General features: G+C 71.0%; 22 protein-coding genes. 3 read left to right on the top strand and 19 right to left on the bottom strand.

The features are described from left to right. Positions 1-11: 11 nt before the first annotated feature. From ACWD3I_RS29725 to ACWD3I_RS29655, 15 genes are all read right to left on the bottom strand, one after another. On the bottom strand, positions 12-509 hold the full coding sequence (locus ACWD3I_RS29725; protein WP_365403831.1) for a hypothetical protein: 498 nt from the start codon (positions 507-509) through the stop codon (positions 12-14). A 49-nt stretch (positions 510-558) separates the two neighbouring features. After that, positions 559-909 (bottom strand): hypothetical protein, encoded by a 351-nt coding sequence (locus ACWD3I_RS29720; RefSeq protein ID WP_365403834.1) that lies wholly within the window; start codon positions 907-909, stop codon positions 559-561. A gap of 125 nt (positions 910-1,034) precedes the next feature. Further along, a complete protein-coding gene (locus tag ACWD3I_RS29715; RefSeq protein ID WP_365403837.1) occupies positions 1,035-1,379 on the bottom strand; it encodes a hypothetical protein in 345 nt (114 codons plus the stop codon). A 466-nt stretch (positions 1,380-1,845) separates the two neighbouring features. Then, positions 1,846-3,033 carry a hypothetical protein gene (locus ACWD3I_RS29710; protein ID WP_365403840.1) on the bottom strand — a complete coding sequence of 396 codons (1,188 nt, stop codon included), beginning with the start codon at positions 3,031-3,033 and terminating at the stop codon, positions 1,846-1,848. A 23-nt stretch (positions 3,034-3,056) separates the two neighbouring features. Then, positions 3,057-3,572: a hypothetical protein gene (locus ACWD3I_RS29705; protein WP_365403843.1), complete on the bottom strand. Its 516-nt coding sequence runs from the start codon at positions 3,570-3,572 to the stop codon at positions 3,057-3,059. Further along, positions 3,572-4,315, bottom strand: a complete 744-nt coding sequence (locus ACWD3I_RS29700) for a glycosyltransferase family 2 protein (RefSeq protein WP_451084217.1) — start codon at positions 4,313-4,315, stop codon at positions 3,572-3,574. Before ACWD3I_RS29700 ends, ACWD3I_RS29705 begins: the two co-directional genes overlap by 1 nt. A gap of 75 nt (positions 4,316-4,390) precedes the next feature. Then, entirely contained in the window at positions 4,391-4,912 is a 522-nt protein-coding gene (locus tag ACWD3I_RS29695; RefSeq protein WP_365403846.1) for a hypothetical protein, read from the bottom strand. Between the two features lie 75 nt (positions 4,913-4,987). Further along, complete coding sequence (locus tag ACWD3I_RS29690; RefSeq protein WP_365403848.1) at positions 4,988-5,497, bottom strand: hypothetical protein; 510 nt, start codon at positions 5,495-5,497, stop codon at positions 4,988-4,990. A gap of 84 nt (positions 5,498-5,581) precedes the next feature. Beyond that, positions 5,582-6,115, bottom strand: coding sequence for a hypothetical protein (locus ACWD3I_RS29685; protein WP_365403851.1), 534 nt, complete (start codon positions 6,113-6,115; stop codon positions 5,582-5,584). After that, positions 6,112-6,855 carry a hypothetical protein gene (locus ACWD3I_RS29680; protein WP_365403854.1) on the bottom strand — a complete coding sequence of 248 codons (744 nt, stop codon included), beginning with the start codon at positions 6,853-6,855 and terminating at the stop codon, positions 6,112-6,114. The genes ACWD3I_RS29685 and ACWD3I_RS29680 overlap by 4 nt, the downstream gene beginning before the upstream one ends. Then, complete coding sequence (locus tag ACWD3I_RS29675; protein WP_365403857.1) at positions 6,852-7,838, bottom strand: hypothetical protein; 987 nt, start codon at positions 7,836-7,838, stop codon at positions 6,852-6,854. The genes ACWD3I_RS29680 and ACWD3I_RS29675 overlap by 4 nt, the downstream gene beginning before the upstream one ends. A 70-nt stretch (positions 7,839-7,908) precedes the next feature. Next, positions 7,909-8,445, bottom strand: a complete 537-nt coding sequence (locus tag ACWD3I_RS29670) for a hypothetical protein (protein WP_365403859.1) — start codon at positions 8,443-8,445, stop codon at positions 7,909-7,911. Between the two features lie 31 nt (positions 8,446-8,476). Next, the gene (locus tag ACWD3I_RS29665; RefSeq protein WP_365403862.1) at positions 8,477-9,238 is read right to left on the bottom strand and encodes a hypothetical protein; all 762 of its coding nucleotides are present in this window, start codon (positions 9,236-9,238) and stop codon (positions 8,477-8,479) included. A 57-nt stretch (positions 9,239-9,295) separates the two neighbouring features. Beyond that, on the bottom strand, positions 9,296-9,853 hold the full coding sequence (locus tag ACWD3I_RS29660) for a hypothetical protein (protein WP_365403865.1): 558 nt from the start codon (positions 9,851-9,853) through the stop codon (positions 9,296-9,298). A gap of 4 nt (positions 9,854-9,857) precedes the next feature. Then, positions 9,858-10,589 (bottom strand): HAD family hydrolase, encoded by a 732-nt coding sequence (locus ACWD3I_RS29655; RefSeq protein WP_365403868.1) that lies wholly within the window; start codon positions 10,587-10,589, stop codon positions 9,858-9,860. Between the two features lie 217 nt (positions 10,590-10,806). On the opposite strand from ACWD3I_RS29655, the gene ACWD3I_RS29650 reads away from it, so the two are divergent. From ACWD3I_RS29650 to ACWD3I_RS29640, 3 genes are all read left to right on the top strand, one after another. Then, a complete protein-coding gene (locus ACWD3I_RS29650) occupies positions 10,807-11,886 on the top strand; it encodes a tyrosine-type recombinase/integrase (RefSeq protein WP_365403870.1) in 1,080 nt (359 codons plus the stop codon). 25 nt (positions 11,887-11,911) lie between these two features. Further along, the gene (locus ACWD3I_RS29645) at positions 11,912-12,217 is read left to right on the top strand and encodes a helix-turn-helix domain-containing protein (protein WP_365403873.1); all 306 of its coding nucleotides are present in this window, start codon (positions 11,912-11,914) and stop codon (positions 12,215-12,217) included. 608 nt (positions 12,218-12,825) lie between these two features. Further along, positions 12,826-14,013, top strand: a complete 1,188-nt coding sequence (locus ACWD3I_RS29640; RefSeq protein WP_451084213.1) for a hypothetical protein — start codon at positions 12,826-12,828, stop codon at positions 14,011-14,013. Positions 14,014-14,081: 68 nt separating this feature from the next. Here the strand turns inward: ACWD3I_RS29640 and ACWD3I_RS29635 are convergent, their stop codons facing one another. From ACWD3I_RS29635 to ACWD3I_RS29620, 4 genes are read right to left on the bottom strand one after another with little or no spacing between them, the layout of a single operon-like run. Next, the gene (locus ACWD3I_RS29635) at positions 14,082-15,596 is read right to left on the bottom strand and encodes an ATP-binding protein (RefSeq protein WP_365403879.1); all 1,515 of its coding nucleotides are present in this window, start codon (positions 15,594-15,596) and stop codon (positions 14,082-14,084) included. A gap of 48 nt (positions 15,597-15,644) precedes the next feature. Continuing rightward, on the bottom strand, positions 15,645-16,184 hold the full coding sequence (locus tag ACWD3I_RS29630) for a hypothetical protein (protein WP_365403882.1): 540 nt from the start codon (positions 16,182-16,184) through the stop codon (positions 15,645-15,647). 26 nt (positions 16,185-16,210) lie between these two features. Beyond that, positions 16,211-16,681 (bottom strand): DUF6238 family protein, encoded by a 471-nt coding sequence (locus ACWD3I_RS29625; protein ID WP_365403885.1) that lies wholly within the window; start codon positions 16,679-16,681, stop codon positions 16,211-16,213. Between the two features lie 59 nt (positions 16,682-16,740). Beyond that, complete coding sequence (locus ACWD3I_RS29620; RefSeq protein WP_365403888.1) at positions 16,741-18,213, bottom strand: SCO6880 family protein; 1,473 nt, start codon at positions 18,211-18,213, stop codon at positions 16,741-16,743. Positions 18,214-18,279: the final 66 nt, after the last annotated feature.

Genomic DNA, 18,279 nt, shown 5'->3' with positions numbered 1-18,279 from the left:
AGGGCCCGTGTCTACCGGAACGGGTTCTCGGTTCCGATGTCGTCGGATGTGGCGGCGTCCAGGAGTTCGGGCAGGTCGGTGGCCTCGGCATCCCTCTGGTCGATCCACCATCCGGCGCGGGTGACGGCGCGGATCGTGTCCTCCAAGACGGCCCAGTCGGCCTCGTCCCAGCTGCCCTCGCTCACGAGCGCGCTGTAGGCGGCGGTGACGAGCTGGTGGCGGGAGCGTTCACCCCAGGCCAGTGCCCTCTCGGGTCCTTCGAGCGGCGGCATGTCGAACTGCGCGGCCCACTCGGTGGCGGCCCGCTGCTCCTCGGCACGCTTGGCGGCCAGCCACTTCTCCTTGCCGGCGCCGTCCTCGTCGCGGGCGGCCTTCCAGCAGGCGGTGCAGTCACGTTCCTGCAGCCAGCGGGCGAAGGAGGCGCGCCGGTCGGCCGGACGGCCGGAAAGATCATGCGAAACTTCGTGTCCGCATAGGTGAATTACGGTCCAGGTCTTGCTCACGGCCATGTACGGGGGAATCTCCTTGTGAGGATGGTGGCGTGGGGTGCCGGTGGATTCAGGCGGTGCGGGGGCGTGTGCGGAGTTCGGTGAACTGTGCGGCGGCGCGGTCGAGGAGGTCGATCTGGCGCCGCGAGGTGCGGCGGGCGGCGGTGGCAAGGACGCGGTCGATGCGCGGGTCGAGGGTGCTGACGGCGTCCAGTCCGGCGGCGCGGGCGACGGTCAGGCGCAGCTCGGCGTCGAGCCAGGACCAGTGCTCGGCGGCGGGTGCCGGGACGTCATCGCCGGAAAAGCCGGTCAGGTAGCCGCTGCTGGCGGAGGACAGGATCTCACGCAGGGGGATGTTGTCGGAGGCCATCCAGCGGCCGTGTTCCAACAGGGTGAGGATGGCGCAGCGCATCAGGGTCATCTCGTCGCGCTGAGCCGCGGTGCAGACCGGGCAGGCGTCGTTGTGGCAGTTCCAGGCGGGTGTGGTCGGGGGAATGGCGGAAGGTCCGTTCTGGGGATGGGAGTCGGCTGGAGCGGGATGCCGGGTCAGCGGCGTGGCCGCTGCGCGGTGTCGGCGGGCGAAAGCTGCGTGGTCATGGCGGTCTTCGCGCGGTGCGGCGGCGCTGATGCGTCGGCCGGGGTGGGGCGCAGGTCGGGGGCGAGGTCGACGCTGTACCGGGCGGCGGTGAGCATCTCGGCCGCCCAGGTGGCGTGTTCGTTCTCCCATTGGTGGCCCCGGTCGAACGGCAGGCGGATCCAGACGCCGCGCAGCATGGGATGGGTGTCGAATCCGGCGCGGGCCAGGACGCTGGCGGCGAACGTGTCGACGGGACCGTCGACTTCGACTTCACCGCCCGGGCCGCGGGTGATGCGGATCGCCGCGGCGCTCATCGGCTCCGCCCTCCTCCGACTGCCTGGGCCCGGCTGCCCACGGGCAGGGAAACGGTCTGCGGTACGGAGGCGGGGAGGGATGCTGCCGGGGCGGTGCGGGTCTGCGGGGAGCAGGTGGCCGCAGCCTGTGCGATGCGGGTACGTCTCTCCAACAGGCTGTAACTCACGCCGGGTTGGGGTCGGCCGGGAGCGTCGGCTGGGATGAGGGTGCGGGCGGCGTACACCGGGTAGCCGAGGCGGCGCAGATCCTGGATAGCCTGGCGGGCGCGGCGCAGGCCGTCGCGTTCGGGACGGGTGAGCCGGTACCGGCCGACGGTGCCGGGGATGGGCTCGAACTGCTCGCGGGTGAGGAGCCAGTCGGCCAGATGGCCGGGGATCTGGGGACCGGCTTCGGCGACGTAGCCGTGTTCGGGATGGGCGGTGAAGCGGAAGTGGTCGGACAGAGACGAATCCTTGATCTGTACGTTCAGCGGTGCGTTGGGGTGGCTTGGAGCGTGGGCGGCGGCGTGAGGCGGGTGGTGAGCAGCCGCGGGCTGGGCGCGGACAGGGCTGCGGGTCCGCCCGGCACGGCGGCGCGGGCCTGGCGCTCGAACGTTTCGCCGTCGGTGAGCCAGGTCTCGATCGCGGGCAGCACGGCGAGGCCGAGGCGGCTGCGGAGCTGGCTCCATTCGTGGGCGGGCAGCGTCCGGGGGATCGAGTACAGGTCGTTCCGCGTGTCGTTCCACTCATGCCAGGCGTCCTGGCTGTGGGCGAGCGCCTCGCGCAGGCGGGTCAGTGCGGCGGCGTCCTGGGGCCACGGGGTTGGCATGGGGCGACACCGGGCCAGCAGGTCGGGAGCGTGTTCGAGGACCTGGGTGAAGGAGAGCCAGGCCCAGTCGGCGAAGTCCCGTTCCATGCCGGCGGCCAGACGTGTGTCGCTGAGCGGGATGCCGTCGCTGTAGCGGCCGGAGTCCTTGATCGCCTGGAGGGTTTGGTGCTCCTCTCGGATCCGTTCCAGCGACCTCACGACGGTGTTCAGGTCCCGGTGGTGCAGGGCGCTGCGGTAGGCGGGCAGGAACGTGTGCGTGACGGCGTGCGCGGCAAGGCCCGGATCGGCGGGCAGCACGACGCTGTGCGGCGTGGTGGGGTCACTGTGCGGGTCCTCCTTCTCGTGGGCGGTGAGAGCCCCGAGGAGGTAGCCGCTGCGGTGACCGGGGCGCTCGATCAGCAGCAGTTCGGTGCCGGCGGTGTTCTTCAGCACGGACGCGAACGGGATGCGGTGCTCCACGAGGGCGTGGTGGATGTCGCCGGCGTCCCACAGCCCGTACCAGAGGTCCTCCTGCCACAGCGGGTGGCTGTAGATCTCCAGTGTCGCGCTCCACGTGCCGGGCAGCCGGGAGGCGATCTCGGTTCCGATGTCGCCGAGGTAGGGCCGGGGACTGGGGGTGATGGTGGCGCCGTGCTGGTGGGCGTGGTGCACCAGGGCGCTGGCGGTGGACCGGGCGGCAACGGGGTCGGTCAGCGGGGCGGCGAACACCCCGTTGGGCAGGCGGTTGAATCCGGCGTCTTGGAGGGCGTGGTGGGCTTGTTTGTACTCCTCGCCGGACGCGATGGCGACCAGGCCCAGGGCGCAGCTGGCGGTGAGGGTGATCTGAGCGGGAGGGTTCGGCGGCAACTCGGCTTTCCTCGGAGGGGAGTTCAGGGACGGACACGCTGCGGCGGCTGCGCGACGGCGGGCGGTCGGGTGGCGCGTGGCACGGCCGGACCAGCCGGGGGCGGGGCCGTGCGCAGGTCGGCGGCGGTATTGCGCAGCCGGGCACGGGCCGCGACATACTTCTCGGCCGTCAGCATCCGCAGAACCTGCGGGTCGTTGCGCAGATGAGAGTGGGCGAGGTCCGGCACCGCCTCGCGCTGGAAGCCGGTCGTGGCGTAGGTCAACGCCTCGGCCAGGGTGTCCAGAGCGTGCGCCATGCCCGCGGTGGCCCGGGCGAGCCGGACCAGGACGAGGCGTTCCGGCGCGTGGACCGTGGCCGGGGCGGTGAACCGCTCCTGGGCACGTTCAACGGCGTGCTGCAGATGGTGGGACAGCATGGCGATGTCGTCGGCGAGCGTGACTAGGTCGACGGCCTCGGGCCTGGTGGGAAACTCGGCGGCCAGCTCGTCCAGACGCCGGGCCAGGTGATCGAGCGTGCTCTGGGAGACGGAGGAGTCCATCACACCACCCCGGCCGCATCGCTCGTCGCCGGGACCTGGAGAGCGGCTCGCAGGCTGCGCCCGTAGTTCCACGCATGGCGGCGGGCTGCCGACTCCACAACGTCGTAGTTGTCCTGACGGGTCATCTGGCCTGGGTGCTTGCGGTAGCGGTAGACCGGCACGGGCAGCAGGACGCCGGGTGCGAGGCAGGTGACGCCGATCGCGGCCATGTAGTCCTCGCCCTGGACCAGGCCGCCCATCGGGGCGGCGCGCACCAGATCGGTGCGCCCGAGGATCGTGGTCGGCCCGATCGGGATGGTGTCGTCCGGGTCCTTCCAGTACGTCCACACGTCGCCGGCCGCGTGCCAGCCGGGCGGTGTCGGGCAGCGCCACAGGGTCGTGGTCCCGTCCGCATGGAGATCCTGGCTGTGTCCGGCGCACCAGCCCACCCCGGAATCTTCCAGGGCGTGCAGTCGCAGCGCCATGGCGTCGTCGGGGAACTCGTCATCGTCGTCAGCCCAGTTGACGTACTCGGTGCGCGCCTCGTTGAGCGCGAGGTTGCGGGCGCAGGCCGCACCGACCGGGCGCCGTAGGGCGAGGACGTGGACGCGCGGGTCGGCAGCAAGGGCGGCGGGAAGCCGGGCCGGATCGGCGCCGTCGAGGGCGACAACGGCCTCCCAGGGGACACCCTGTCGGCACAGGCTGGCATGCATGGACACGAGGAACGCCAGCCGGTCCGGGCGGAGTTGGGTGGCGATGACCACGGTGATCTTCGGGCGGGGGCGCGGGGACAGGGAGTTCTCCAGGCGGGCAGCGGATCGGTGCACGGCTGCCGTGGGCTATCGGCGGGCGGCCCTGTTCGGGGCCGGCGCGGTGACGGGCACGGTGGTGGACAAGTGGGGCATGAAGCGCGGCGGGACGACCGGGGCCGGGGAGTCCGGATGCCAGGCGCCCGGATCGGCACGGATGACGCTGCGCGGGTCGGTGTCCCATGCGACGACGGGACCGCGGTCGTACGCCCCGAGGACGATCACTTCGATGCCGTGCGGGTGCAGGACGTAGGCCCAGTCCAGGTCGTCGGTGCCGTCCTGCGTGATGAGTTCGCGCTCGGCCGGGGCGCCGGCGGTGCTGTACATGTTGGCGAGTTGGCGGCTGGGGTACTCCTGGCCCCCGGTCAGCGAGAGGCGCACGGGGGCGGGGGTGCCGTCGAGGAGGTCGGTGCCCAGCTCGTCCCAGCCGTGGTGGATCTCGTCGATCAGGTGTCGGGCCATCGCCTCCAGGTCACCGGCGAACCGGTGCTGGTAGGCGGCCAGGAGCAGCGGGAGTTTGCTGTCGGGGTAGCCGTCGAAGTGGACGTACACGCCGGCATATCCCTCGGCGGTGGGGCGGGCGATGACCGCACGGGTGGACAGATCAGTCTCCAGGGGTGGGGTGGGTCAGTGCGAACGGGTGCGCGGTGCCGGTGCCGCGGCGGGGGCCGGTGCGGCGGTCCTCCGCGTGGTGGACGGGGGTGGTGTGGTGGCCGGGATCGGCTGGCCGGGCTTCCACAGGCCCGGGGTGTCGCGGAGCCGGACGCGGGGGTCGGTGCTCCATGCGACGAGCGGACCGCGCTCCAGGCTGGGCGAGCTGATCACTTCGATGCCGTGCGGGTGCAGTACATATCCCCAGTTCAGACGGGACACGGTCCGCTCGGTGTAGAGCAGCGGCGGCTCGGCGGGCCGGGCCGGGTAGCGCGTGCCGGGCGCGTCGCGGTCGGCGGCGAGGCGCTCGCGCAGGGCGTCAGGGGCGCCGTCGAGGAGATCGGTGCCGAGGCGGGACCAGCCTTCCGGCGCGTCGTCGATGAGGTAGGCGGCCATCGCCTCGGTGTCGCCGCCGAACCGGTGCTGGTGCGCGGCGAGCAGCAGCGGCAGGTGATGGCTGGGATAACCGTCCCAGTGGACGTACACCCCGGCGTAGCCGGTGGCGGTGGGACGGGCGATGAAGGAACGGGTGGCCAGAAGTGCTCCAGGCTCGTGGGGGCGATGCGTCGTTCAGCGGCGGCGCGTTGGCCGGGTGTCGTTGGCGGCGGCCCGGCCGTGCTGCTCGGCCACCGTGGACGCCGGTGCGAACGCCGTGGTGGGCGGGGTGTCGGCGACGGGCGCGGTGACGGCGGCGAGCGCACGCTGGAGGCTGCGCAGGGCGGCGGCGTGGCCGAGGGTGACGCTGAGTCGGCTCTCCGCCGGAGCGGGGGTGCCGGGGCGGGGCGCGAGCCGGTGGGCATCGGTGAGGCCGGTCACCGTGGTGCTCAGGTGGCTTGCGGCGCGGTGGGTGTGCGCCAGCGCGGCAGCCAACTGGGTCAGGAAGTCCCTGCCCGCACTGGTCGTCGCGAGAGGGAGGTCGGAGGACTGGCGCAGCTCGTCGACGAGGCCGCCGGCCAGGTTGTACACGGCGACGAGCTGTTCCAGCACGGGAACGAGAGCCTCGTGCATCGGGCCCGTTTGCGGCGGGTCCAGACGTTGGGCCGTCTGCTGGATCCGGCGTCTCCAGCGGTCCAGACCGATGTTGATGACATCGCTGTTGTTCACCGGCGCCTGCCCCGAGAGCGGTCGGCTGCGGGCTGCTCAGGCCCGCCGACTCCGAGGGCCGGGGGGTGCGCTGCGCGGAATACCACGGTGAAACCGAGGTTCTCCAGATGGGCGGTGCTCGCGGCGAGCCGGTCGGCGGCCTGCTGCGGCGGGAGGCCCTCGGGCAGGTGGCACTCGCCGGTGGCCGGGTCGAGGAGGAAGCCGCCGTGCGTGAGGAGTTCGATCAGGGCGCGGGCATAGGGAGCGGAGATACGCGGCCGGGCCTCGGCGTCGAACCTGACGTCCACCCGGAGCCGTCCGGTGCTGGCGCGGCGCCAGGCGGCCAGCGCCGTGACGCGGTAGTCGAGCAGGAGGTGTCGGCGGCGTACGGCGTCCGCCGCGCGGGCGGGATCGGCGCGAACGGCGAGGCCGCGCGGGGCGGGGAAACCCCACACGTGCTCGTGGCCGGTGGCGGCGGGCAGCATCGGCAGCACCAGGAACTGGTCCGGGCGGTAGGGCCGGGGCATGACGTACAGCTGTCTGCCGTCGAGGGAGGTCAGGATAGTGCCGTGGACGTCGGCGGCCTCGAAGGCGGTGTAGGCCATGGGGCCGCTGTCCCAGATCCGGTGGCTGGCGGGGTCCTCGGCGAGGGGCCTGGTCGCCGGGTCGGGCCGCCACCGGCCGGGCAGCCGTTCGGCGAGCGAGGCGGCGAAGGCGGTAATGGGCAAGGGAAGGTTCACGTCCGAGGCGTTGGTGGTCATGCGGTGGCATTGGTGCGTCGGCAGGTGTAGCCGATCAGGGTCGACTTGCCCGGCGTGAGCGGGACGGCGGCGGCGTCGGAGCAGGTGAACGTGTAGGTGAACGTCGGCGAGTTGGTGGTGCCGAGCCAGGCACGGTCGTCCTTGCCCGGGATGATCTCCAGGCCGGCGTCGACCGCGTCGTGCTGGGTGTGCGTGTGGGAGAAGACCACGAGCGCCCGGCCGTCGGTGGTCTTCAGCGCGTAGCTGTCGGAGAACTGGGTGGTGGCCAGGGAGAAGGTGGTGGTGCCGCGGGTGCCGAACTTGGTGCCGGTCTTGTCGTGCACCTTGATCTGGCGGGTGGATGCCTTGGAGGAGGCGAAGACCTTCTTGCCGCTGATGTGGCCGCCGGTGGCGAAGTTGTCGCCGACAGCCGTGCGCAGCACGTCGACAGGGGCGGCCACGTTCTGGGCGGAGGTGGCGTCCACGGCGGTGGCGTAGCCCTGGGCGTCCAGGGCGAACTTCGGCAACTTCTTGGGGTCGTTGAGGTCGACGGTGGCGACCATCCCCCACCGCTTCGTCTCCGTCTGCTCGGCCATCACCAGCACGCGGGTGTACTGCCTCTTCTTGCCGCTGCGCGAGACAGCGGCGAACCACTTCTGCTGACCGGCGGTGAAGCGCGGAATGTAGACGTCGGTGGCATCCAGGTCGTACGACCACGGCTTGTACGTCTCGCGGTCGGCCTGGGGCAGGTCCTCGTTCTCCTTGTAGTCCGCCACCGACTGCGCGTACAGCGGGCCGTCCTCGACGGTGTCGAGAATGCTGCGGCTGGAGTGCGTGTTCGCCTCATTGTTGATCTTGGAGTAGCGGGCGATCTGGGCGAGGGCCTGCTTCGTCGTCAGTGCCGGCTGCGGGGTCGGCGTGGAGGAGGCGGTGCGCTTGGCCTTGGCGGGGGTGCTGGTGTCGGAGGAGGTACTGCACGCGGACGCGGTCAGGGCGACGGACACGGCGGTGAGCAGCAGGGCGGTTCGGCGGATTGTGGTGTGCGAGGGGATGAGGGTGCTCCAGGGGCGGGGGTCAGCGAGAACGGGACGGGGTGGTGGCGGCCGACGGGGAGGGCACGGCGGTCGCGGCTGGTGGTGTGCGGGTGTCGGCGGCGGCGCGTAGCTGCTTGGCGGCCCGGGCGAGGTGGATACGGCTGTCCCCGAGACGGTCCACGAGCCGTTGCTGCTCGGTGGCGAGCGCCCGGGTACGGGTGGGGCTGGGGGTCTGGTGGGCGAGGTCGGCGAGCTGGCCGAGGTGGTGGACGGCGGCGCCGAGGGCGGCGAGCGCGCGAGCGGAGGGTTCGGCGGCGCTCGCGAGCGCGAGGGTCGTGCGCCGGACCGTGGCCGTGGACCGGGCCGGGGTGCAGGAGGCGGCCCGGTGACGAAAGGCGCTCTCGCCGACCAGGAATCCCAGCAGACGGGCCAGGTGGCGGACTTCGTCGTCCAGGATCTCGCTCAGCGCGGGATCCGGGCGGATCTGATCGGGGAGCGGAAGCTGGTCGGAGACGGCGTTGAGCCGGTCCGCCACGTCGTGCAGCAGCATCCGCTGGTCGGGATCGGACAGCGGCAACTCCTTGATAGCCGGGATAGCCGGGCGGCCTCTACCGCCGGGAAGCGGACTTTAGGGCCGAGGCCACCCCTGCCTTGTTTGCGGCTGGCGATGCAGCAGCGGGAGCCGGGAGGGTCGCGGCGCGGCGGAAGTTGACCCCGATGCCCTCGGCCATCAGCCGCCGGACGGCGAGCTGGACCAGCAGGGCGCGCTCCGTGGCGCTGTAGGAGACCGGCAGTACGAAGGCGAACTCGTTGGGGCGGTACTGGAAGCGGCAGCCGAACAGCGTCATGCGCGCTTCCTCGGGCACCGTGTCGTACGGTGCGCCCACCACGCCGTCCGGGTACCAGACGAGTGTGAGGGTCTGCGCGGCCTCGGGCGCGGGCTGGCGATGCGGCGGCTCGGGCTGGGCGAGGGCGTTGTCGCGGACGGTGTCGAGGGCGGCCTGGTAACGGGGCAGCAGGCGGCGGTTGACTGCTGCGGCGGCGCGCACCGGGACGTTGGGAACGGCGATGCCGTTCGGCTCGCGCACCAGGGAGATCTGATGCGTCTTGAAGCCCTCGGGCTCCAGTGGGGCCACCACGAACTGGTGGCGGTACAGGGGCCGGTCGGTGACGTACAGCTGCTCGCCCGCGGGTCCGGTCAGGACGGCGTCATGGCCCAGGGCGTACTGGCTGACGATGTAGTCGACATGGCCGACGTCCCAGAGCCGTTCGACGGTGGGCAACTGGTCCGGATAGGTGCGGTGTCGGTGATACTCGCTCGTCCACGTGCCGGGCAGACGCTCGGCGAGGGCGGCAGCGAAGAGGGACAACGAGGTTGGGCGAGGTGCGGGCATCGGTTCCTGAGGTGCTGCGGGGGCCACGGGAGGTCAGCGTCGTGGTCCTGTGGACCCAGGCTGCGGGCCGGGCAGGGCCGGTGGTGTGTCGGGCATTGTGCAGGTCTTCTTCGGGAGTGCGTCGAGGTCCGGGGGCGGGTCGTAGTGCGCGCGGAGGATCGTGAGATCTGCCTCGGTGGCCATGGCGAGCGCGGACGCGATGCTGCTGGCGGCGCCGCGCAGGAGCCAGGGCGGTGATCCGGGTTCGGCTCCGCGGTTTTGGCCCTTCCACTTGGCGGTGGCGGCCAGGTAGTCGATGACCTCGTTCAGGAACGGCTCGACCGCGTCCAGCAGGGTGTTGAGCACTTCGTGGAACTCGGCCGGCGTCTCGGCGGCCTCCAAGGCCGTGCGGCAGGGGCTCAGGTCCGGGGCGGGGAACGGCTCGGGTGGCAGGGGGTGCCGGGTGCGGAAGGCTTCGGCGTCGCGGTCGGCCCAGCGGTGCAGGTCCGCCCTGGTAGCGGAGCGCGTGTGGTAGGCGCGGATCTGGTCGGCGGTCCGGCCGACGTTGTCGTACAGCTCGAAGTCAGGGTGCTGCAGGGGGACTCCAGTCAACGGGTCAGGGGTGTCGACGGCCCTGGGGCGGCGAATGCGGGCCGAAGGGGGTGATGGATGTACGGGCGGGACGTGCCGGTGCTGTGCGGGCGGCAAGACGGCGCAGCCCGAGGTTCACCGCTGCGTCGAGGGTGTCCGTGACTGGCCAGCCGGCCGAACGGAGGCGCTCGGCTGGTTCGAGGCCGCCGGAGTACAGGACAGGCTGCGCACCGACGGCCTGCGCGGCCCGCGCGTCGTCGAGGGAGTCGCCGATGACGAGGAGGGGGCGGGAGCGGATGCCAGGAGGTAGGGCCGTCAGGTGGTCGGCGAGCACGTCTTCCTTTGTCCCGTCCGGGCCGCGGCGTCCGTCGATCCGGGCGAAGAAGCTGGTGATACCCAGCCGTTGGACTTCACCGCGCAGGAGTTCTTCGGGGTACAGGGAGAGCAGGGATTGGCTGTGTCCGAGGTCGTGCACGCGGGCCAGGAGAGGCTCGGCTTCCGTTCGCAGCCGTGGCGGCCGGTCGTGCAGGAAGCTGGCGAAGTCCCTTTGGGCCTTGGCCCATTCGCCGTCGGTGAGCGCCCGGTTGACCAACCGGGTGTAGAAGCGGCGAACGGGCAGGACATGTCGTGCCTGGTAGGTCGCGAGGTCGATGGGAGCGGCCCGCAGCCCTTTGAGGGTGTGGTTCACGGCGTCGAGCAGGTCTGCCCGGTCGTCCTTGAGGGTGCCGTTCCAGTCCCAGACAATATGGATGGACATGGTGCGGTGGTGGCTCCGGTAGGTCACAGGGGCGTACGGGGTTGTGTCAATCTCTATGCGTTGAAGTTCCGGTTCCGATTCCCAGGGTTGGATCGGCCGTGTTCCCTTGTGGGTGGGGGTTCTTCGCGTGCAGGCAAAGATGTGATGAACCGTCAGCGTAGGTGACGGTTCGTCGGTATGGTCGACGCATGGTCTGTCAGGGTGAACGACCGAGCGCATGAAGCTCGTCGCGCTGCGAGGCGGCGTTACCGACGAGGTGTTGCGGACTGCTCAGGACGTCGAGGACTTCGAGCAGGAGATCGTCGACGAGTACGCGCTGGCGATGGCCGCAGGTGGGCTCAGTGACGGGCATATCCGCACCACCCGGGCGACGGTCATCGAGTTCGCCCGGTCGCTGACCGGGCCGCTGTGGGAGGCGACCTTCGCGGAGGCGGACAGCTTCCTGGCAGAGCAGCGGCGGATGGGGCATGCGGTGAGCACCCGCGCGGGCAAGGCCGGAGCGCTGGCGCAGTTCTATGAGTTCGTGATCGCGCGCTATCAAGGGCCGATCCAACGGGCGACAGGCGTGGTCGTCGAGCAGCCGATCGATGAGTTCAACCGGCAGTCCGGCGCGTCGCTGGGAAAGGTTCGGGTGCCGCCCGCCGACGTAGAGGTCGACGAACTGTTCAACTGCTGGCGGCAGTCGATACCCGAGGCCCGCAAGTACCTTCCCGCTGCCAGGGATTACTTCGCCGCCTCGCTGTGGCGCCGCCTCGGGCTGCGGATGAATGAGACGGTCATGCTCGACATCCGTGACTGGCGCCCTGACCTGGGCGGGCTGGGCAAGTTCCACGTGCGGTTCGGGAAGGGCTCGCGCGGGCGCGGCTTCAAGGCGCGCCTGGTCCCGGCGATCAACGGCGCTGATCAGCTCGTCGACTGGTGGCTGGCCGAGGTCCGTCACCAGTTCGGCGACGACTGGGCCGATCCCGACGCGCCGATGCTCCCCTCGGAACGGTTCGACGCGGAGCTGGGACGGTGCGGGCGGGTGAGCGACTTCTCGCTGCGGCGGGGCTTGGCGATCCACACCGGACGGTTCCTGCCGTCGTGGTCGGGTCGGCTGACGCCTCACGTGCTGCGGCATTACTGTGCCTCCTCGTTGTATGGGGCCGGGATGGACTTGAAAGCGATCCAGGAGTTGCTGGGGCATCAGTGGCTCTCCACGACGTCCGGCTATATCCACGTACGCAGCGAGCACGTGGAGCTGGCCTGGCGCAGCGCCAACCAGCGGACCGAGACCCGCTTTGCGGACGCGAGGTGAGCAGCCCGTGCAGTGGAATCTGAGGATGCGAGCTGCCGAGCGCGGCATCTGGAAATCCGCGCAGATGCGCCGGATGCTCGCCGATGCCGGCTTGGAGATCAGCGCCGGGAAGATGTCGTCCTGGTGGGCCGGGAGCCCGCCGACGATCCGGCTGACCGAGCTCGACGTGCTCTGCGCCGTCCTGCACTGCGCCCCCTCGGACCTGATGACCCCGGAGCCGGACAAGGTGGCCGCGGGGCGCCCGAGCAAGGTCGAAGCCGTCAACGATGACGGGCCACCGCCCCCGGTCGCGCCCCGGTTCGGCAAGCCCCGCTCGACGCCGCCGCTATGAGTCCCGCGCCGGGCGAGAATGCGCCGTTACGGTCGCCGCCGAAGTGCACCGGCTGCCAGGTCAACCCGGCCGCGTGGACCAAGCCCCGCGTGGACTTCTGTTACGACTGCCTGCCGGGTGGCCCCTTCACCCCGCCACCGTGCTCGAAGTGCACGACGAGGAATGACTACTTCAGCCAGGGCATGTGCCGACGGTGCCACCCGCGCAGCCCGCACAAGCCGGGATCTTGCAAGGGCTGTCTGGCGTGGGGCGTGTATCCGCCCCACAACTGGATGTGCTGGTCCTGCCGCTGGTGGCAGTCCCACTACCCGCAGAGCGTGTGCGACTACTGTCGCCGGGAAAGTCCGGTCGGCGACCAGGGCGCGTGCCGGCTCTGCCTGGAACAGGCCCGGATGCTGCAGGAGCCTGGGCGAGCACTCGACCTGGCCGAAGCGAACGCGCACGGCCAGCAGTTGTACTTCGCCAACATGCACTTCCAGCGCCGCCGGACGCGCCGACTCGAACCCGGACCGCGAAAAGGACCTTCCAAGCCCAGGAAAACGCCAGGTGGATGGGGCAGGCCCGGCCCCGCGCCGAGCACGCTCACGGTCAGTCCGTGGTTCCAGCCCGTGCTCATCGACACGCCGCCCGATGCGGAAGTCCTCCGTAGGCGGGCGTTGGCCGAGGACAGCGAGCTGACCCGATACTGCGCCGCGATCGTCCGCGAGCATGCCGAGCGGTTCGGCTGGAGCAAGCGACAACGCAACGACGTGATCCGCTCGCTGCGGCTGCTGCAGACGCTCCGCGATACCCCGGCCGCGAAGATCCGCGCCAGCGACGTACTCCAACTCCCACGCTACGACGGCAACATCATCTCCACCATCGACGTCCTCGATGCCGCAGACCTGCTCATCGATGACCGGCCGCGACCGATCGAGACCTACTTCACCAACAAGACATCCGACCTGCCGCCCGTGATGCGTCAGCAGCTCGAAGTCTGGCTGACGATCATGATCGACGGCGCCACCACGGCACCCCGACAACGAGCCCGCGACCCCCTCACCGTGCGCGTCCACGTCCGAGCCATCGCCCCGGCGATCACCGCCTGGGCCGAGGCCGGACACCAGTCGCTGGCCGAGATCACCGCAGCGCAGATACGCGCCGCCCTGCCGGAGAACGGATCCCAGCGTGCCCTCATGGAACGAGGGCTGAGGTCCCTGTTCAAGAACCTCAAGGCACGCAAACTCATCTTCGCGAACCCCATGCGCGGCATGAAGGGCACCACGCTCAACCCGACCGTGCCGCTGCCGATGGACACCGCCCTCGTCCGGCAGGAGCTGAACTCGTCCAACCCCGCCGTCGCTCTGGCCGTCGCTCTCGTCGCCTTCCACGCCCTGACCGCGAAGGAAGTCTCCGAACGGCTGCTGACCGACACAGTTGACGGCCGACTCCGCCTGGACGGGCGCAGCATCCCGCTTGCCCAGCCCGTACGCGAACGCCTCGCCCGATGGCTCGACCACCGTTCCCGCACCTGGCCGAACTCGCGCAACCCGCATCTGCTCATCCACCAGAAATCCGCACCCCGACTGCTCGCGGCCAGCAGAAGTTTCCCCTGGAAACAATGCGCCATCCGTCCGCAAGCGCTGCGCGAGGATCGCATCCTCGCCGAGGTCCATGCCACCGGCGGCGATGCCCGCCGCATCAGCGACCTGTTCGGGCTCGGCATCGAGAGCACCAACCGCTACCTGGACACCCTCGAGCACGCTGATCTCGCCGCCACGCGTGAGGATGTTCCGGGAACTTCGCCCCCGGGGTAGCCTGCCGACGCCGTGAGTACGGAAGTTCCTGCGAAAAGCGTCAATATTCACTCGAACTTCCAGCTCTTTCACCGCAACCGGGCGTCAGTGTCGAAGAGCGCCAGTTCGTGGGGGTGCAGGAGGTGCTGCACGATGAAGCTGCGCCCCGCGACTTTCCACAAGCCGCGGCCCCGGCTAAGGTGGGAGATTGCGTTGGCCTCCACCGAGGTCAGCCCCAACAGGGCTGCCGCCGCAGGGAGTTGATCGGATTCCTGGCGGTAGATGATGCGGGTGGAGCAGTCGGCGAGGAGCCCTTCGGCCAGGGCGCGTCCGCGTGACCCGGCGTCGCCGGCGGTGAGCAGGTCGGACAGCCGGTGGATGACCATGAGGTTGGCGATCCCCAGGCCGCGGCTGAGTTTCCACTGGGACTGCATGCGCTGCAGCAGGCCGGGGTGGCGCATCAGGCGCCACGCCTCGTCGTAGACGATCCATCTCCGGCCGCCGTCCGGATCGGACAGGGCGGATTCCATCCAGGCGGACGCGCAGGTCATGGCGAGGACGAGTGCGGTGTCGTCGCCGGTTCCGCCCAGCCGGGACAGGTCGATGGTCAGCATCGGCGAGTTGGGATCGAACGCCACCGTGCTGGGAGCGTCGAACATCCCGGCGAGGTCTCCGTGGACGAGGCGGCGCATGGCGTGGGCGAGGTCGCGGGAGGCGTCGCCGAGGCGGCCGGACATGACGCCGCCGGCCACGTCGAGTTCGTCGGGGTTGTTGAGGGTGGCGGCGATGTCGCCGAGCAGCGGGGTACGTCCGGTGGCTGCGGCGCGGGTGACGACGGTATCCAGGGCGACGTCGAGGCCGGTGTGCTCCATCGGCAGCAGCTCCCGCCCGAGCACGGTGCGGGCCAGCGAGCCGAGCAGCAGCAGACGGCGCTTGCGGATCTCGCCCGCCCAGTCGGCCTCCGAGACGCTGTTCGGCCGGGGAGCTGCGTCCAGCGGGTTCAGCTTTCCGGGCAGTCCCGGCCCGAGCGCGATCGAGGTGCCGCCCAGCGCCTGCGCCACCGGCGTCCATTCCCCCTTGGGATCGCACGGGACATAGACTCGGTAGCCGAAGGCGATCGACCGCAGCGCGAAGGACTTCGCGAGCGCCGACTTGCCCTGTCCGATCACCCCGGCCAGCAGCACATTCGGGTTGGTGAAGCCCTCGATCTTGCCGTACAGGGCGAACGGATCGAAGCAGAACGAGGCTTCGGCATGGACGTCGCGGCCGATGTAGATGCCCTCGGCCCCCAGCCCGCCCTCGGCGAGGAACGGATACGCCCCGGACGCGGTGGCGGTGGTCATCCGGTGGGCGGGCAGCTTGAGCCTGCTGTGGCGGGCGGACGCGGGTCCGGGCCGCCCGGCGGACGGGAAGAAGGGAGGGGGCATCTCCTGTTCCTCCGCGGCGGCGCCACCGGTGCGGGCAGCTGCTTCGGCGCGGGCCTTCACGGCGGCCTCGGCGAGCTGGCGGCGGGCGGTCTTGCGGGAGGCGCGGTCGCTGCCGTGCGGGGTGAACAGGGGGCTGGCGCTGGCGCGGCGGGCACGGCGCGCGGGCCGGTGGCTCATGGCGGGGAGGCTTTCACGAAGGCGGCGGGTCTGGACGCGGTCCGGGGGTCAGACGACCGGTGAGGCGGTGAACAGAACCGGGCTGCGATAGCCCTTGCCGTCGCCGGACCAGTCCAGCTGGATGTAGCCGTCGGCGAGGTAACGGCCCGATCCCGTGGGGTACGTGAGGGTGCCGGTGGAGTAGGACCCGTTGCCGTTGTCGCTGCTGTGTTCGAGCGCGTGCTCAAGTCCGGTGTAGGCGCCGGACTTCACGACCGGGTCCGTGCCGCTGACACTGCGCTTGGTCTGGAGGACGAACCGAGCCTTGTTGAAGGTCAGCGTGGAGCGGTTCTTGGCCGTGTACGGGCCGTCCCAGTACACGGTGGCGGTGGTGTAGATGGTGCCGCCGGAGCGCATGGCGCACAGCGTGATGTCCAGGTCCCAGTTGTCGGAGTCGGGTCCGTTGTACGACGGGTCGTCGACGGAGTGGCTGCTGGTCGTGCAGTGGTAGCTGGCGGCGGACGCCGGAGTGGCGGTGGTCAGGGCTGCCGTGCCGGCGAGCGCGGTGAGAACGACGGCGGCGGAGGTGGAGCGCTTCAGGGCGCGCATTTTCGGGGCCTTTCGGTGGTGCGGGGTTACCGGCTGCACGTGGTGGTGTGGCCGTGCAGCGGGGTGTTGAGGTCGCTGGGGGTGGTTTTGCGGCGGACGATGTGACCGGCGGCGAGGTGGCGTCGGCAGATGGTCAGGACGGGTGGTCCTTCGGGCAGCCGCTCGGGGTGGCAGTCCGTGTCCGTCGGGGGCCCGTCCGCGACGGGCAGGAGGTGGTAGGCGTCGTGCACGGCGGCTGCGGCCTGGAACAGCCGGGTATGCGCGGTGGACAGATGGCGACCGGCGGCGGGATGTGGCGGCCGGGAGGTCTCGGCGAGCTGGTCGAGCAGCTGGTGCAGTGCGGTCAGATGCGCGTGCAGGACGTCGAGGTGCACGCGGTCCGCCGGTGAGGAGACCGGCTCCGTGCGGGGGGTGAGGGTGCGGGCGTGGTGGCGGATGCCGGCGCTGGCGGCCCGCAGATACGGGTACGCGTCGCCGACCGGGAGGGCTGAGGTCAAAGGGAGAGTGAGTTTCTTCCTGCCGTGGCGGCTGGACGTCGGCGGGTGCCGGAGCGGGACTACAGGGCGGTGCGGGCGAGGGGGAGGGCGCCGAGCGTGAAGGCGGCGGGCTGCTGGTAGAGGAGTCGGCGCAGGTCGACCTGGGCGGTGACGGCGGCGGTCTCGATCTGCGCGCACGCGGCATCGAGCAGGGTGTCGGTCTCGGCGGAGACGGTGAGCAGACCGGTCAGGGCCACATCGGCGTGCCCGGCGATCAGCTGGCGTTCGCGGACCTTCACGTCGGCGTACTCGACGGAATCGGCTTCGGAGTCGACCTGCCCGCGGCGGGAACGCTCGGTGGCATCCGCGATGATCGCCGCCTTGGTGCGCTGGACGTCACGCAGCGCGGACTCGATCCCCTGCGGCACGTAGATGAGGGAGAGGGTGCGGCGGACCCCGGCGGTGAACATCACGGGGTGGAGGAACCCGGCGCTGGTTTCGGTGCGGGGCCAGTCCTCGACCCAGTAGGTGGCGTGCCGGGCGGTGTCGGTGGCGAGCCGGTCGTACTCCTCGACCTGGACCACGGGCCCGGCGGCGGCCGGATCGGCCTCGGCCCGCCCGGAGGCGGACCACTGCTGCAGCGCGGACAGCGCGCTGGGGTCGTAGGCGGTGCGGATGACGGCGGCGATCTCGCGGGCCGTGAGCCAGCCGGTCACTATCAGTCCGGCACTGCGCGCGGCCTGTGCGACCGATGCCGTGGTCTGCTCCATCACGGTGAACGCGCCGGGCAGCCCGCCGCCGGCCTGGGAGATCAATCGCTTGGCGGCTTTGAGGTCGAGGGAGATCGCCAGGTACGTCTCGTGCGGAGCCGCGGCAGGGCCTGCGGAGGCGACCAGGTCGCCGTAGATCTGTCCGGTGACCGGGGCGTCGGGGCGGCCCTGTCGGGTCCAGTGGCGGGCGAGGGTGTCGCCGGAGTCGGGGACGGTGCGTTCCAGGACCTGCACGGTGGCGACGTGCCCGGTGCGGGCGACACCGGCCAGGGCCCGCCCCCAGCTGCTCACGTTGTGGTTCTGAGCGGCCGGGTCGAGGAGCGCGAAGGCGCGTGAGGAGACGCGCGCTATGGCGGTCAGGGTCTGCTGATGCGGGTCGTGCACGGCGGCGGCGCCGTTGGCGGAGTCGCCGGGGGTGACGACGCGCAGGGAGGCGGCGGTGCCGGGCAGGTGCAGGATGCCGTCCTGGCGGGGCCGGGTGACCGGCCGGGTGAGCCACAGACTCTGGCCGGTGCGCCGCCGCTGGGCGAAGCGCCAGACGATCGGCGCCCAGTCGATCAGGGAGCGGCCGTGCCGGCGGACGGCGACCAGGGCGATGACCGTGGCCCACATTGGGGTGAGGGCGAGGGCGCCGAGCAGCCCGGTGGACACCACCGTGACCAGGAACAGTGCCAACGCGCCCGAGGTGAGGACGAGTTGGGACAGGGACAGGCCGAGCAGGATGCCGCGCCTGGACCGGTGGGGGAATTTGACGGTGAGCGGGGTGGCGGTGAGATCAGACAAGGGCCGCTTTCGGTGGTGCGCGGGGGCGGTGGCCGGGGCGGCACGCTGCGAGGACGTACGCGGCGT

It is taken from the genome of Streptomyces sp. NPDC002817, assembly GCF_053592055.1.
This window is presented reverse-complemented; position numbering and strand designations above follow the sequence as displayed.